Source organism: Niabella yanshanensis, from assembly GCF_034424215.1.
Classification (GTDB): Bacteria; Bacteroidota; Bacteroidia; order Chitinophagales; family Chitinophagaceae; genus Niabella; species Niabella yanshanensis.
In genome coordinates, this window is record NZ_CP139960.1 from 4147557 (window position 1) to 4163228 (window position 15672).

Below are 15672 nucleotides of genomic sequence, written 5' to 3' on the forward strand. Positions count from 1 at the left end.
ATAATTACTCTATTGTTGAATGAAATGTATTTTCTAATTTCACCAGCAAAATACTAATTTATGAATGAAGATATAATGCTGGTATCAGAGGCCAGTGATGTAGAAAGAGCCGTTTTTTACAAAAAAACCTATCTGCATGTAGCAATGGCTATTCTATCCTTTATAGTTGTTGAAGGTTTTCTGTTAAGAGCGGTGCCCGAAGAACTTATTTTACAAATGATATCCGGTAAGTTTATCTGGCTGTTTATTATCGGGCTGTTTTGGTTGGGTAGCATGCTGGCCGATAAGCTTGCTTTTTCTGTGAGCCGGAATACGCAATACCTCGGCCTGGGGTTGTTTGTGTTGCTGGAAGCTATCATCTTCCTTCCGATTCTCTATATCGCATTGGTAATGACCGATAGCGGCGCTATAGTTCAACAGGCAGCTGTAATTACCCTGTTTATGTTTGGCGGGCTTACCGCGGTGGTTTTTATGACCAAAAAGGATTTCTCATTTTTAAGGTCAGCACTGGTAATTGGTGGTTTCGTGGCTTTAGGATTAATCGTTGCCGGCGCTATTTTCGGTTTTAACCTCGGTCTGTGGTTCTCTGTTGCAATGGTGGCGCTGGCTGCAGGGAGTATTTTGTACCAAACCAGCGAGATCAAAAATAAATATGCTACCGGTCAATATGTAGGCGCCGCTTTACAGCTTTTTTCTTCGGTAATGCTGCTGTTTTGGTATATTTTGAGGATTTTAATGTCCAGAAGAGACTAATCGCTCATTTTAATACAATGAGGCCCTGTTAGTTATACTGGCGGGGCTTTATCATTTAAAGTTATCTGTATATTAATACTAGCCTGTTTTAGGTTTAGCTGATTAAAAGCCATACCTTTGCGGTTTTTTTGAGGGAGGTCTGTTTTTTCAATAGTTCTTAAAAACCTCCATATTTCAACCCCAAGGCATGAATTTAAGAAACATAGCTATTATAGCACACGTAGACCACGGTAAAACTACCCTGGTAGATAAAATATTACACGCTACCAAGGTGTTCCGCGATAACCAGGACACGGGCGAGCTGATCATGGATAGCAACGACCTGGAACGCGAGCGTGGTATTACTATTTTTAGTAAGAACGCGGCTGTAACTTACAATGATATAAAAATCAATGTGATAGATACCCCAGGTCACGCCGATTTCGGCGGTGAGGTAGAGCGGGTGTTGAAAATGGCTGATGGTGTAATTCTTTTAGTGGATGCCTTTGAGGGACCCATGCCGCAAACACGTTTCGTACTGCAGAAAGCTTTAGCCCTTGGGTTAAAACCCATTGTAGTAATTAATAAGGTTGATAAACCGAACTGTCGTCCTGATGAAGTACATGATGCGGTGTTCGACCTGTTTTTCCACCTGGATGCTACAGAAGAGCAGCTGGATTTCCCTACCTACTACGGCTCGGGTAAAAACGGTTGGTTCAACGACTCTTTAACGGAGATCGACAATATCAATCCTTTACTGGACGGTATTATTAAACATGTGCCGCCGCCACATATTCACCACGGAACACTGCAAATGCAGATCACTTCCCTCGATTATTCTTCTTTCCTGGGACGTATCGCTATCGGTAAAGTAGGTCGCGGTACTATCAAAGAAAACCAGCAGGTAGCATTAGTACAGGCTGATGGATCGATCAGGAAAACCCGTGTAAAAGAGTTGTACGTGTTTGAAGGGATGGGTAAGAAAAAAGTAGCGGAAGTGCATGCAGGTGATCTTTGCGCGGTGGTGGGCATCGAAGATTTCAATATCGGCGATACTATTGCAGACGTTGAAAACCCCGAAGCATTACCTGTTATAAGCGTTGATGAGCCAACCATGAACATGTTGTTTGGTATCAATAACTCTCCTTTTTATGGTAAAGACGGTAAGTTCGTTACCAGTCGTCACCTGCGCGACCGGTTAACCAAGGAAATGGAGAAAAACCTGGCATTACGCGTTGAAGAAAGCGAAGGTGGTGAGAGCTTCCTGGTGTATGGCCGTGGTATTCTCCACTTAGGTGTGTTGATCGAAACCATGCGTCGTGAAGGATATGAGTTAACCGTGGGTCAGCCGCAGGTATTGGTAAAAACAATCGACGGTAAAAAATACGAACCATACGAGACCTTGGTGGTGGATGTACCCGAGGAGTTTGCAAGCAAAGTAATCGACCTGGTTACACGCCGTAAAGGTGAAATGCTGATCATGGAAACCAAAGGGGAAATGCAGCACCTGGAATTTGATATTCCTTCACGTGGTTTGATTGGTTTACGTACACAAATGCTGACAGCCACCACGGGTGAAGCTGTAATGGCGCACCGCTTTAACGACTATCAACCATGGAAAGGAACAATTCCTGGAAGAAATAACGGTGTATTGATCTCTAAGAACCAGGGCAAAACTACCGGCTATTCTATTGATAAATTACAGGACCGGGGCACTTTCTTTGTAGATCCGGGTGAAGAAGTTTATGCTGGTCAGATCCTGGCGGAAAACATTAAGCCGGGTGACCTGATCGTTAATGCTACAGAGGAGAAGAAACTAACCAACCACCGTGCAAGCGGTAGCGATGATGCTACCCGTATTGCTCCCAAAACATTATTGACCCTGGAAGAGTGTATGGAGTATATCCAGCATGATGAGTGTATTGAGGTTACACCCAACTTTATCCGTATGCGTAAAGTAATACTGGATGAGATCGAGCGTAACAGGCAGGCTAAGAAGATGGCTGCTGAAGCATAATATTATCATTCAAATGTTTATAAGGGAAATCCCGGCTAATGCCGGGATTTTTTTATCTTTAAAATGAAAATTCCGTCAGTATAGTGACTTAATTATTGTAAATTCCGTCAGTATAATGACGAAATTAATGTAAATTCCGTCAGTTTGCTTATCTTTGGGTTATGCTGCAACGAGCCCTGTTTAATAAAATACTGTCAGACTGTGCCAGGCAGAAAGTCTCACTGCTGGTAGGCGCCAGGCGCGTTGGGAAAACAGAGTTGCTGTTAAAAATAAAAGAACACTTTTCGGGCGATTGCCTTTGGCTGAACGGGGAAGATGAGGATACTGAGCTTATTTTAAAGGAAAGAACAGTTGCCAATTACCGGCGGCTTTTAATGAGCAAAAAACTGCTGATCATTGATGAAGCACAATATATACCGGATATAGGGAGGAAGGTGAAGTTAATGATCGACGAAATAAAGCCCCTGCACATCATCATTACAGGTTCGAGCAGCTTTGATCTTCAGCAAACAGCCGGGGAACCGCTGGTGGGGCGTACTATAACCAATATCATGTACCCGGTGGCTCAAATGGAGTTGAGTGCAACAGAAAATGCGTTACAAACCCAACAAAACCTGGCAGATCGCCTGATTTTTGGCAGCTATCCTGAAGTCCTGGGGATGTCATCCATTCCGGAAAAGCAGCAATACCTCAGGGAGCTGGTGAATACTTACCTGCTAAAAGATATATTAGCTTTTGAAGATATCCGGAACCCGCAAAAAATGAAAGACCTGCTAATGCTGCTGGCCTTCCAGATTGGCAAGGATGTATCCCTGGAAGAGTTAGGAAGAGATCTGGGAATGAGTAAAAATACGGTGGAGCGTTATCTTGATCTGTTAAGCAAAGTGTTTGTTATTTACAAGCGGGGTGGGTATAGCAGAAATCTTCGTAAGGAGATTGTGAAAAGTAACCGCTGGTATTTTGCAGACAATGGGGTACGCAATGCACTTTCGAACAATTTTAGTTTATTGCCATTGCGGCAGGACGTTGGTTTGCTCTGGGAAAATTATATTTTAAGTGAGCGAACGAAATATAACAGCTATCAATCGCGGATCGTGAATAGTTATTATTGGAGAACTTATGATCAGCAGGAGATAGATTTAATTGAGGAGGAGAATAATGTGATAGAGGCTCTTGAAACAAAATGGAAAGAGAAGCCGGTTAAAATACCTGCAGCGTTTGCGAAAGCTTATGCGGGCTCCGGTTTCCAGGTTATTCATCAAAATAATTACCTGCCATACATTACATAAAGCGTAATTTTGCCTCCTGATGAAAAGGATTATTGTAATTTTTATTTTTTTGTTGTCAGGGTTAGGTGTTTTTGCACAATGTTCTATTTGTACCAAAACAGCGCAGCAGTTGGGTGACGGGCCGGCTCATGGCATGAACAGTGGTATCATTTACCTGGCTTTTATTCCTCTCTTGGTCATTGGTATTGTGGGATATCGTTGGTGGAAGGGTGAGAAGGCGGCCCGCAAATAACCAATTCGTGGAATAAAAGATAGCATTAGTCGATTTTTTTAAAGTGGTACAGGAAATAGTTACAAATTGCCCTGCAATAGATCATCCGTTTTTTAATCACTTTAAAATATTATCCAAATGCTTGAGCAAATCCTGGACCTGGTTAAACAACAAGGTCAACAATCTGTGGTACAAAACACTGAAGTTCCCAACGAGAGAAATAACGAGGTTATGATGGAAGCTGCCAGCACCATAACCGGTGGCCTCCAAAATATGCTGAGTGGCGGCGGTTTGCAAAACATTATCTCCATGTTTTCCGGCGACCAGTCCCAGGGACGTAATGGTATACTGGGTAACCCCATTACCAGTATGATGGTAGGGCATCTGGCTAATAACCTGATGAAAAAGATGAACCTTAGTCCTGCTGTTGCCAACACGGTGGCTAATAATATTATTCCCGGCGTTCTAAACAGTTTAGTTAGCAATACCCGCAGTAACGATCCAGCTAATGCCGGATTTAACCTGAATAATTTAATCGGCGAATTAACTGGCGGCAGTAAAGCAGCTCCTCAAACAAATGGTATTGATTTACAAGGGCTCATAGGGCAATTAGGAGCTGATACCAATGGCGACGGTAAAGTGGACCTGTCAGATATTGCAGGCGCTATTAGCCGGCAGTCGCAAACCCAGCAACAAGCTCAGCGGCAAGGCGGTGGCGGTATCGCCGACTTAATTCAGGGTTTTTTTAAATAGCCTGGTTATTGATGAAATTGGCATAGTTTCTGCTATTATTTATATAGCTCTTTATTCACAGAAGTAATTTAAAAAGGCTTTTAAATTACTTTAACAAGTCTCACAAAATAAAAAATTGTCTTGTGCGTTTTTAATGTATAAGATTTAAGATAGTCAATTTTCTCATAAGCAGTTAGTTTTGGTTGCGACCCCTGTTTCCACAGGGGTCTATTTTTTTGTAAACACTCTAAGGCTGAAGAGCAAACCGATGATGGCGCCGGCACTGTCGGCAACCACATCCCAAAGGTCATAATCGCGGTTAGATACCAGGTATTTTTGAGCCAATTCCATCAGGTATCCCAGTACGATGCCGCCCAGGGTAACCCATATAAAACTACGGGTCAGGTTCCTGCGGTTCTTCTTTAAACTAAGTGCCCAGCACCATAATATTACGAAGAGGGCGAAAATGCCCAAATGAACCCATTTGTCAAAATGAGGAATACTCAGAAAAGATGATTCGTCCGGAAGGTCAGAACCAGGTATGGAGAGCAGGAAAATAACAATGGCCGACCAAAAAAGGGCCGGCCAAAAACTATGCAATAATTTTTTCAAAACATTGTTTTTAATAAAGGAGCAGATTATCCCGTCACGGCTTCATAACCTGCAGCATCCAGCAAGCCATCTACATCGGCAGGATTGTCTACCGTCATTTTTATCATCCATCCCTCACCATAAGGGTCTGTATTTACCAGTTCAGGCGCATTACCCAAAGCCGGATTTAACTCATTGATCGTTCCGTCTACGGGCAGGTATAAGTCAGATACTGTTTTAACAGCTTCCACGGTGCCAAAAACTTCGTTTGCTTTTAGCGCTTTTCCTATTGTTTCTACCTCAACAAAAACAATGTCGCCCAACTCACGCTGCGCAAAGTCTGTAATGCCTATGGTCGCAATATTACCTTCCAGCTTAATCCATTCGTGGTCTTTGGTGTAGCGCAATGTATCAGGATAACTCATAGCTATTTAATTGTTTAATTTTTGAAATACAAATATGGGTAAAAGCATTGAATTTATTTTGAAACTAACACTTTTTTTGTAATCCGGCCTGTTAGTCTGATAAACGGGTTGAATATTTATTTTTTGGCATCTGTAACATTTATACATTTTATCCGATTCATAGTGAAAGCAGAATGCTGCCAAACCATTTAAATGTTGTTTCATCACTTTTAACGGGCGTTTTATACCATTTACCGTAAAATGCTTTGCAACGGATGGGGGTGAGGATAGCTTTGCTGCACAAACCAATTTTATGCGATCATTATTTTTATCACTGTTTTTTACCGGTACCGCGTGTTGGGCCAGCGCCCAAACGATAAACGGAAAAATCACCGATGCTGAGACTAAACCATTACCTAATGTATCTGTGTCCCTTTTAAAAGCTGCCGACTCTTCTTTAGTAAAAATGAGTATTACAGATAGGGATGGCGCTTACCGGTTCGAAAAAACAGGAGAAGGTCAGTACCTGATCCTGGCAACTAATGTGGGCTATATATCAATGTATTCTCCGCTTATTGCTCATAAAACGACTCAGGACAGTGAACAGGATATCGTATTGGAAAAAAATAGTACACAGATGGCCGGAGTGGTGGTTACTGCTAAACGGCCGATGGTAGAAGTGAAGGCGGGCAAAACAATTGTCAATGTAGATGCATCGCCAACCAATGCAGGTTTGAATGTTCTGGAGATACTGGAAAAATCACCAGGTGTCTCGGTAGACAATGACGGAAATATCAGTGTGAAAGGTAAAGCAGGTGTTTTGGTGTTGATAGATGATAAGCCTACCTATATGAGTGCTACGCAGTTGGCTGCTTTCTTACGAAGTTTGCAGGCGAGCGGGCTGGATAAGATTGAAATTATGACGAATCCTCCGGCTAAATATGATGCAGCAGGGAATTCGGGTATTATCAATATCAGGACCAAAAAGGGTACTATTAAGGGTATGAACGGAAATGCCAACTTAAACTATGCCAATGGGTTTTACTCGCGCTATAACGGAGGCTTGAATCTTAATTACCGGAACAATAAGGTCAATCTTTTTGGTAGTTACAATGGCGGACATTGGGCTAATAAGAGTACACTTATTTTAGACAGGAAGTTTTTAGCAGAAGATAACACCACACTCAAAGGCTCCTCCGACCAGGTTTCGGAAAGAAGCAACGGTGGCGATTATCATAATGCCAAAATAGGCATGGATTACTACTTCGATAGTAAAAACGTAGCGGGTGTGGTAGTGAACGGGAATTTTGGTAATTGGAAGGAAACGCAAAACAGCAACTCCAATTTACGTGACGCAGCGGATGATATAGAATCTAGAATCAGGTCCTTGGCGATAAACGAAACAAATTCCAGTAATATTTCTACCAATCTTAATTATAAGCATACTTTCGATTCGGCAGGGCATGAACTGAGTGTTGATCTTGATCAGGCTTATTATAAGAACCAGGGCAATACCTATTTATTAACCAAGCCTCTTAATGCTGCTGGACAACAATCTTATATAGATATTTTTCTTTTAGGAGATATACCCTCGGAGATCAATATCTATAGCGGTAAAATAGATTATGTAAAATCTTTATCTAAATTCTTAAAGGTTGAAGCAGGGCTTAAATCAAGCTTTGTAAATACTGATAACCGGGTCATGTACACCCGGAAAGACAGTATGGACTGGATGAACGATGTGAAACGCAGCAATCATTTTATCTATAAAGAGAATATTAACGCAGCTTATGCGATCTTTTCTTCCACCATTAAAAAATGGGAGCTAACCGCCGGCCTGAGAGTGGAGAATACGGTTGCGAAAGGACATCAGATGCAAAATGATTCGTCTTTTTCAAGAAATTATACCAACCTTTTCCCCAATGCAGGCGTAACATTTAATGCAAGTGAAACACACCAGCTGAGCCTGAGCTATAGCCGCCGTATTACCCGACCCGACTACGATGATCTGAACCCGTTCGTGTTTTTTCTCGACTCTTTAACCTATGGCCAGGGTAATCCCTATCTGCAACCGCAGTTTACGAATAACCTGGAGTTGAGCCATACATTTAAAAGGGTATTAACTACTACTATCAATTATACGCAAACCAACGATATTATTGCCGAAATGCTGAAGCAGGATACTGAGAATAAGATCACTTTTCAAACCAAAGAAAATTTCAGTAAAATGAAACAGTTGGGTTTAGCCGTTTCCTTAAATATGCCGGTAGTAAAATGGTGGACTTTAAATTTGTATGCGAACGTATTCAATAATCATTATACAGGTATCTATAGTAACGGCAAACGCAATGACCCCGTTGATATCCAGATGACAGGGTTTATGGGAAATATGTCCAATACATTTACATATGGTAAAGGATGGTCTTCTGAGATCAGCGGATGGTATGGTACCCGGTTTATGGAGGGATTGATGGTAAGCGGGCAGATGGGAGCGTTGAATGCCGCCCTTGCGAAGGAAGTGCTGAAAAAGAAAGGAACCGTAAAACTGGGTGTAAGAGATATTTTCAGGACACAGATTTTTAACGGGTACGCCAAGTATAGTGATGTGGATGTTGATATTGAGAATAAGCGGGATAGCCGTCAGTTTACGCTCACTTTTAATTACAGGTTTGGAAATAATAAAGTAGCGCCTACCAGAAGACGTACAGGTGGCGCCGGCGATGAGCAGAACCGTGTAAAAAGCGGGGGGAATTAGAACTCTGCTATATGTTTTTCTTAAACTGCCGCATCAACGGCAGTTTTTTATTTATAACCAAATTTTCACATATGAGGTACCGGTGACAGCCGTTTAAGATGTTTAACCGGTAACTATTGCCATTTAACCGAGTTTTTTTACCATTTATCGGCAACTGCTTTTACAGGTTCTTTTTTACAAATAGGTTTGCAGATCGAAATTATCAAATCAAAGTTTTTTTATGAGAATTCTAGTGTTGATCTTATGTTTAAGTGTACTACAAACCACTGCGAACGCGCAAAAAATATCCGGAACCGTTAAAGATGCGGATAATAAACCATTAAATGCGGCCACTGTTACCTTATTGAAAGCAGCAGACAGCTCGATTGCAAAGCTCAATGCTTCCGATAAAAGCGGCAGCTACGCGTTTGAGCACATTGAACCAGGAAAGTATTTGGTATTGGCAACAGCTGTGGGTTACACAAAGGCCTACAGCGCTGCTTTTGAACTTGCGGGAACTGATAAAACTGTACCGGCCATTGCATTGTCCAAAGTAGCTACTGAAATGTCGGCGGTGGTGGTTACCGCAAGACGCCCGCTGATAGAGGTTAAGGCAGACAAAATGGTAGTGAATGTAGAAGGGACCGTGAACGCCACCGGTAATGATGGTATTGATCTTTTAAGAAGATCGCCGGGTGTTTTGGTAGATAAAGATGATAATATCAGCATGTCTGGCAAAAATGGCGTAGAAGTATATATTGATGGTAAGCCCAGTCCTTTAAAAGGCAGTGATTTGGCTAACTATCTCCGTTCCTTACAGTCATCAAGCATTGAAAGTATCGAGCTGATCACTAATCCCGGTGCCCGTTACGAGGCTTCCGGTAACGCAGGTATTATCAATATCAAATTGAAAAAAGACAAAGCCCTGGGTACCAACGGAACGGTTAATGCAGGCTACAATGTAGGTGTATTTGGTAAGTATAACGGAGGTATATCACTCAATCATCGTAGCAAAAAAGCTAACTACTTCGGTAACTATAATTACAGCAACGGGCTGAATTATAATAAGCTTACTCTATACAGGGAGATCAAGGGTGCTAATGGTGCTGTGGATACGATTTTCGATCAGCTATCCAATATGAAAAGTGAGAGGCAGGCCCATGGTTTCAAAGCTGGTATGGATTATTATCTGAATACTAAAAACACTTTGGGTGTTATCTTAAGCGGTAATATTTCTGATAATACCAATAAAACGGCGGGGCCGATGACTATAACACCCAGAGGTGAATCTACCGACCGTATTCTGGAAGCGAACCCGGTAATGGAAGGCGACCGGAAAAACTATAATGCCAACGTTAACTATAAATATGCAGACACAGCCGGCCGTCAATTGAATATAGATTTAGATTACGGGCGTTATGAAAACTATACCAACCAGTATATACCTAATATTTACTATACCGGAGATCACGCTACAGAAGTATCAAGAAATATATATCGCCTGATTACGCCAACGGATATCAATATTTACTCGTTTAAGGCGGATTGGGAGCAGAACTTCAAGAAAGGTAAGCTGAGCTATGGTACTAAAATTGGTTTTGTTGAGTCCTTCAATAATTTTAACCGTTTTGATGCTAATGGCCCTAAGGAGCTGCTTGATATTAATTCCTCTAATGTATTTGACTATACAGAAAATGTAAATGCACTATATGTAAATTACAACCGCCAGTTTAAAGGATTTATGATCCAGGTAGGACTGAGAGGTGAGAATACCAATTCAAACGGAGTTTCCTCCAGCGAGGTGGCACCTGATTCTACGGTAAAGAGAAGCTACACAGACCTGTTCCCGAGTGCGGCTATTACTTTCAATAAGAACCCGATGAGCCAGTGGAATTTTACCTTCAGCCGTCGCATCGACAGGCCTAACTACAGTAACCTCAATCCATTCAGGTTTGCTTTAAACGACTATACGTACCAGCAGGGTAATCCTTACCTGAGACCTCAGTACACGAATAGTTTTGGTATTACGCATACATTCAAATACAAACTGAACACTACTTTGAACTATAGCCATATCAAAGACATGTTTGCGCAGATACTGGATACAACGGAGGCAAGTAAATCTTTCCAGATTACCCGTAACCTGGCTACACAGGATGTGATCAGTCTGAATGTTAGCTATCCTTTCAGCTATAAAGCGTTTACGCTTTTCTCTAATCTTAATTCCAATTATTCGATTTATAAGGCCAACTTCGGAGGCGGAGCCAGGGATATCCATGAAGAAGTGTTTAGTTATACGATCTATACGCAGGGATCGTATAAGTTTGCCAAAACATGGACTGCCGAACTTACCGGTCTTTATATTTCTCCTTCTATCTGGCAGGGTATCTTCAGAAGCAAGGCAATGGGCTTTGTGGATGCAGGTATGCAAAAAACGATTCTGCAAGGTAAGGGAACTGTCAAGGCAAGTGTGAGCGATATTTTCAAAACCATGCGTTTCAGGGGTGATGCCAATTATGCAGGTGCTATAAACAGGGTGGGTGCTAACTGGGAATCGCGCCAGTTTAAAATCAACTTTACTTACCGGTTCGGTAGCGCACAGGTTAAAGCAGCCAGACAACGCAAAACCGGTTTGGAAGAAGAAAACAAACGTACTGGCGATGGTGGAGGCACTCCCGGTGGCACCGGTCAGCAGTAATAAAAGCTTAGTTTTGTTGCCTGCCTGCCGCAGGCAGGGTTTAGTAAAAGTTGCCAGCTATTGTTGGCAACTTTTTTGCATTAAATAGGGTATGAAATGAGCCTTGGAATTTTTGATACTCCCAATGAATGTTGAGCGGGCTAATCACATCCGGCCATTAAAAAATAATATAAACAGATGAAATACCCTTTACTTTTTTTAATATCAGCGGGTTGGTTGTTGGGCTGTAATAATGTATCTAACCTGGGTAAAACCGGATCAGATAGCGATTCTCTTGCCGGTGTAACTGCTGCAAGAGATTCCATTATAGTACTGGATAGTATTACTTCGGCTGATACCATTTCTGCCGTGGTGCCAGGGGATGATCCTGTGATACAGGTAACTGTTCCCGCAGAAACTTTGCCTGTCACCCGCCTTCAGCGAACTATTACCTCCGATATGCAATCCATTCGTTTATCAGTAACCGATCTGGATGTGGGGCAATTGAGGGTGAGCATTACACATAGTAAGCCAGATGCTAACATCCGTATCAGCCAGGTTATAAGACCCGATGGGAGTATGGATGGTCCGTACGGGCAGCAGCTGGTGTATGATATAAAGCAAAGAGGAACTTACATCATTATTATCAATAAAAGTAACATGGCCTCAGGAACGCAGGCAGGGGATGTTTTTATCACGCTGGAGCGATAGACAAATAGGTATGATAATTGTCTTATCATGCATGAAGCATTGATCATAAGCTATTTTGGCTTATTTATTTATAACATAAAAACTCTTGAATATGGAAAACAAAAATTTAAAAGACGAAGAACTGAAAAAGAGCAAGAAAAATAACGAGCATGAAGACGCAGCGGTAAAGCCTGATCCTGAAACATTAGGTAAAACAGATCCGCAGGAGGATATGGAAGGGCCGGTATCTTCTTTGATGCAAAAAGGGAGTAAAGTGATGGAAAGTAACGAGAACAAGGAAGATGCGAGCAAGAGGCATGATGATAATATGTAGTAAAGGTGCATAGAGCAATTGCTCTATGCATATATATCTTCAATATTATTTTTATACTTTTCGATGATCACCTTACGTTTCAGACTCATTTTAGGCGTCATTTCTCCACCGTCCACACTCCATTCGGCCGGTAGCAGGGCAAACTTTTTAATTTGCTCTACATGATTGAAGTTGACATTATGATGATCAATCACTGACCGGAAAAGGTCATGTACTTTTTGATTGGCAACCATTTCCGAATTGCTCATTTCAGGTATGCCATTTTCCTTCATCCAATCCCTGACAGCAGTAAAAGAGGGAATGATCAAAGCACTTACAAATTTCCTTTCACTGCCTAAAACGATGATCTGCTCAATAAATTTGCTTTCCTTCATTTTGTTTTCGATAGGCTGTGGCGCCACATATTTGCCGCCGCTGGTTTTAAATAACTCTTTCTTGCGATCTGTTATTTTGTAGAAGCGATCTTCGATGATAGTGCCTATATCTCCCGTATGCAGCCATCCGTCTTTAATAACTTCCGCTGTTAACTCCGGGTGTTTATAGTAGCCTAGCATTACACTGGCGCCTTTCACCAGGATCTCGTTATCTTCTGCTAATTTTACCTCGATGCCATCAATAGGTGGACCTACAGTGCCAAAGAAGGTTTCATTGTTCTGCTTACGGTTTACACATATTACCGGGCTGTTTTCGGTTGGTCCATAACCTTCGTATATAGGAATGCCTGCTGCATTAAAGATACGCAGCAGTTTTTCAGAGGCCGCCGCACCACCTGTAATGATAAAGCTGATATTTCCTCCAAGAGCTTCCCGCCATTTGCTGAATACCAGCTTCCTGGCAATATTGAGTTTAAAAGAATACAAGCCTCCCGGGGGCTTTCGGTTATCATACTTTAAGCCCAGCGCTACGCTCCAGGCAAATAGAGATTTTTTGATGCCGCTTAATTCATTGCCCTTGGCCATTATTTTCTCGTATACTTTTTCCAGTAGACGAGGTACTGTTGTAAAGCCATCAGGTTTTATTTCTTTTAAATTATCAGCAATGGTTTCCAGGCTTTCTGCATAATAAATAGATATGCCGCTGAACAGGTAGATATAGCTTACCATTTTTTCGAAAATATGGTTTAGCGGTAAAAAGCTCAGCACTTTAGTCTGCGGCTGATCGGGAAAAGGGAAACTGGCTTTTGAGAAAAAAACATTACTAATAATATTGCTATGGCTCAGCATCACCCCCTTAGGGGTGCCGGTGGTGCCGCTGGTATAAATAATAGTAGCTATATGGGTATTGGGAATTTCCTGTTTAGTAGTTTCTACCTGTTGCAACAGTTCTTCGGAAGCCAGGTTCAGTAATTCAGAATAATGCGCCGCTCCCTCAATTTTAGCGAAAGTGTAAATGCCTTTTAAATAATCACTTTTTAGAGATTGTATTTTAGTAAGCAGTTCTTCGCTGCTGACAAAAATATATTTAGCCTCCGACTCATTCAGGATATATTCCAGCTCTTGTGTGCTGGTAGTGGGATACATCGGAATAAGAATAGCCCCAATTTGCTGGACTGCCAGATCGGTAAAGATCCACTCCGGCCTGTTGTTACTGATGATGGCTATTTTATCGCTGCCCTCCGGCGTAAAATTATTGCCACTCACGCCTTTTGCCAGGAGCCCTGCAGAGAGCCGATTGGCAAGGTCAGCTACATCCTGTGTAGCGTAAGCTTTCCATTGGCCTTTCTCCTTTGCATTGAGCATGTCCTGCTTGGGGAAATTTTTCAGCTGATGGCTTACGGCGTCAAACAATCGGTATTCGGGGTAATTCATTCCAATGTTTTTTATTTTTTCTTATGGCTAACGAAAAATGCGATGATGAATTATTCTTTACCAGCCCGGGTAATAATTAATCGGGTCATGGCAGGTTCATACATAAAGCATTCAATTATTTGATAGACAAGTTAAGAAAAATAGTTAAGAATAACTTGCTTTGGCGGCCCAATATCCGGCTATAATACATAAAAAAACCACCTGTATGACAGGTGGTTTTTTTATTATGTCGGTGATTTTTATTTAAGAGCATAAGTTTGTCCGGCAGGCATTTTAAATATCCTGGAAGTGTGAAAAGCTGTGAATTTATCATATTCTTCTTTGTGGGCCTGTACCCATTTTTCAAAACCTGCCTGGTTATCTACGGGGCCAAACATCCACTGGTTATAAGCATCAAACAGTCCATCTTTCATCAACTGCTGATGATAGTCGAATAAACGGAAAGGATAGTTTTTAGCATACGATGCGTTCCAGTCTAATATAAAACGGGTGCGGATCATAGCAAGGCTTTCCGGGGTGATACCTTGTGCTGATATGCCCGATTGTTTTGCAAAAGTTTCTATTACAGCTCTCGCAAAAGCATTTTTCTGGTTGGCCGCATCCGCCTTCAGGTTATTGGAGATAAATAACTTTTGTTTATAGGCATCCAGCACCATTTTCTTAATACTGTTGGATTTTGGATTTAAGCTTTCCATATTGGCATAAATCTCACCATAAATGATCGCCCATATTTTATCATCCTGTTGTTTATAATAATAAACAGCGGCATTGTAGTAATTGCCCCCGTACGATGGTGCGGCCTGTATACCTTTTTGCCATTGGTCAATAGCACCCAAAGGATTTTTGAGTATATCTAATAATTCACCATAATCGTTATGCAGTGGACCATTGTTAGGAAAGTCTTTCAACCCTTCCTTGTACATTCTTTCCGCCTCTTTATAGTTTTCCTGTGCCTTATAAACATTGCCAGCCAGTTGGTAAGCCGAAGGATCGCAATCGGGGCTTGCAATTACCGGTTTAATGGTTTCCAGGGCCTTTGTGTAATCTTTTTTATAATAGTAGGCCTGCGCGAGATCTTTTTGCAGATCGACGTCATTTTTGTTGCTCTCGCTGGCTTTGGTTAATACCAGTACCGCATTGTCAAGGTCGCCGGATTGCATAAAGTTGCGGGCACGCTGACGCTCGGAAGAAATAGTATTTTGTGCAGTTAATGTTATACAAGCAGATATAAATAAGCCTGTTACAAATAATTTTTTCATTCAATACAAATTTTGATACCTAAAAACGCAAAAAGCAAGCCGAAAAAAACAGCTTTGCCGATTTAAGATGCAAAAGTAGGCGAAAGGGTGGCAGGTTCGGAAAATTTTCTTTGAACCGGCTTTTTTGGGGCGATTATTGAATATTCGTAAATGTTTGAATGTTAAAACATTTTGAAAGCGAATGCTTTTTATGG

13 protein-coding genes are annotated in these 15672 nt (G+C 41.6%); 9 read left to right on the plus strand and 4 right to left on the minus strand.

The window, feature by feature from the left end; genetic code table 11:
- Positions 1–60 precede the first annotated feature (60 nt).
- The 5 genes from U0035_RS17240 to U0035_RS17260 all read left to right on the plus strand — a co-directional run bounded on the left by U0035_RS17240 (position 61) and on the right by U0035_RS17260 (position 5002).
- Positions 61–753: a Bax inhibitor-1/YccA family protein gene (locus U0035_RS17240; RefSeq protein WP_114792439.1), complete on the plus strand. Its 693-nt coding sequence runs from the start codon at positions 61–63 to the stop codon at positions 751–753.
- 187 nt (positions 754–940) lie between these two features.
- Positions 941–2749 (plus strand): translational GTPase TypA, encoded by a 1809-nt coding sequence (typA, locus tag U0035_RS17245; protein ID WP_114792440.1) that lies wholly within the window; start codon positions 941–943, stop codon positions 2747–2749.
- A gap of 161 nt (positions 2750–2910) precedes the next feature.
- On the plus strand, positions 2911–4038 hold the full coding sequence (locus U0035_RS17250) for an ATP-binding protein (RefSeq protein ID WP_114792441.1): 1128 nt from the start codon (positions 2911–2913) through the stop codon (positions 4036–4038).
- 19 nt (positions 4039–4057) lie between these two features.
- Entirely contained in the window at positions 4058–4270 is a 213-nt protein-coding gene (locus U0035_RS17255) for a hypothetical protein (protein ID WP_114792442.1), read from the plus strand.
- A 117-nt stretch (positions 4271–4387) separates the two neighbouring features.
- On the plus strand, positions 4388–5002 hold the full coding sequence (locus U0035_RS17260) for a hypothetical protein (RefSeq protein WP_114792443.1): 615 nt from the start codon (positions 4388–4390) through the stop codon (positions 5000–5002).
- Between the two features lie 207 nt (positions 5003–5209).
- Here the strand turns inward: U0035_RS17260 and U0035_RS17265 are convergent, their stop codons facing one another.
- Both U0035_RS17265 and gcvH read right to left on the minus strand, forming a co-directional pair.
- Positions 5210–5593, minus strand: a complete 384-nt coding sequence (locus U0035_RS17265; protein WP_114792444.1) for a VanZ family protein — start codon at positions 5591–5593, stop codon at positions 5210–5212.
- 26 nt (positions 5594–5619) lie between these two features.
- On the minus strand, positions 5620–5997 hold the full coding sequence (gene gcvH, locus U0035_RS17270; protein ID WP_114792445.1) for a glycine cleavage system protein GcvH: 378 nt from the start codon (positions 5995–5997) through the stop codon (positions 5620–5622).
- A gap of 292 nt (positions 5998–6289) precedes the next feature.
- Between gcvH and U0035_RS17275 the strand changes: the two genes are divergently transcribed.
- The 4 genes from U0035_RS17275 to U0035_RS17290 all read left to right on the plus strand — a co-directional run bounded on the left by U0035_RS17275 (position 6290) and on the right by U0035_RS17290 (position 12411).
- Complete coding sequence (locus U0035_RS17275; protein WP_114792447.1) at positions 6290–8731, plus strand: outer membrane beta-barrel family protein; 2442 nt, start codon at positions 6290–6292, stop codon at positions 8729–8731.
- Between the two features lie 220 nt (positions 8732–8951).
- Positions 8952–11408 (plus strand): outer membrane beta-barrel protein, encoded by a 2457-nt coding sequence (locus tag U0035_RS17280; protein WP_114792448.1) that lies wholly within the window; start codon positions 8952–8954, stop codon positions 11406–11408.
- A gap of 177 nt (positions 11409–11585) precedes the next feature.
- Positions 11586–12098 carry a hypothetical protein gene (locus tag U0035_RS17285; protein WP_114792449.1) on the plus strand — a complete coding sequence of 171 codons (513 nt, stop codon included), beginning with the start codon at positions 11586–11588 and terminating at the stop codon, positions 12096–12098.
- Between the two features lie 91 nt (positions 12099–12189).
- The gene (locus U0035_RS17290) at positions 12190–12411 is read left to right on the plus strand and encodes a hypothetical protein (protein ID WP_114792450.1); all 222 of its coding nucleotides are present in this window, start codon (positions 12190–12192) and stop codon (positions 12409–12411) included.
- Positions 12412–12434: 23 nt separating this feature from the next.
- Here U0035_RS17290 and U0035_RS17295 read toward each other — a convergent pair whose 3' ends face one another.
- Positions 12435–14219: an AMP-dependent synthetase/ligase gene (locus U0035_RS17295; RefSeq protein ID WP_114792451.1), complete on the minus strand. Its 1785-nt coding sequence runs from the start codon at positions 14217–14219 to the stop codon at positions 12435–12437.
- Positions 14220–14458: 239 nt separating this feature from the next.
- Positions 14459–15478 (minus strand): tetratricopeptide repeat protein, encoded by a 1020-nt coding sequence (locus tag U0035_RS17300; RefSeq protein ID WP_114792452.1) that lies wholly within the window; start codon positions 15476–15478, stop codon positions 14459–14461.
- Positions 15479–15672 lie beyond the last annotated feature (194 nt).

Excerpts from the sequence above, each read along its gene's own strand:
- U0035_RS17240 (WP_114792439.1), top strand. The coding sequence starts at position 61 with ATGAATGAAGATATAATGCTGGTATCAGAGGCCAGTGATGTAGAAAGA.
- typA (WP_114792440.1), top strand. The coding sequence starts at position 941 with ATGAATTTAAGAAACATAGCTATTATAGCACACGTAGACCACGGTAAA.
- U0035_RS17250 (WP_114792441.1), top strand. The coding sequence starts at position 2,911 with ATGCTGCAACGAGCCCTGTTTAATAAAATACTGTCAGACTGTGCCAGG.
- U0035_RS17255 (WP_114792442.1), top strand. The coding sequence starts at position 4,058 with ATGAAAAGGATTATTGTAATTTTTATTTTTTTGTTGTCAGGGTTAGGT.
- U0035_RS17260 (WP_114792443.1), top strand. The coding sequence starts at position 4,388 with ATGCTTGAGCAAATCCTGGACCTGGTTAAACAACAAGGTCAACAATCT.
- gcvH (WP_114792445.1), bottom strand. The coding sequence starts at position 5,997 with ATGAGTTATCCTGATACATTGCGCTACACCAAAGACCACGAATGGATT.
- U0035_RS17275 (WP_114792447.1), top strand. The coding sequence starts at position 6,290 with ATGCGATCATTATTTTTATCACTGTTTTTTACCGGTACCGCGTGTTGG.
- U0035_RS17280 (WP_114792448.1), top strand. The coding sequence starts at position 8,952 with ATGAGAATTCTAGTGTTGATCTTATGTTTAAGTGTACTACAAACCACT.
- U0035_RS17285 (WP_114792449.1), top strand. The coding sequence starts at position 11,586 with ATGAAATACCCTTTACTTTTTTTAATATCAGCGGGTTGGTTGTTGGGC.
- U0035_RS17290 (WP_114792450.1), top strand. The coding sequence starts at position 12,190 with ATGGAAAACAAAAATTTAAAAGACGAAGAACTGAAAAAGAGCAAGAAA.
- U0035_RS17295 (WP_114792451.1), bottom strand. The coding sequence starts at position 14,219 with ATGAATTACCCCGAATACCGATTGTTTGACGCCGTAAGCCATCAGCTG.
- U0035_RS17300 (WP_114792452.1), bottom strand. The coding sequence starts at position 15,478 with ATGAAAAAATTATTTGTAACAGGCTTATTTATATCTGCTTGTATAACA.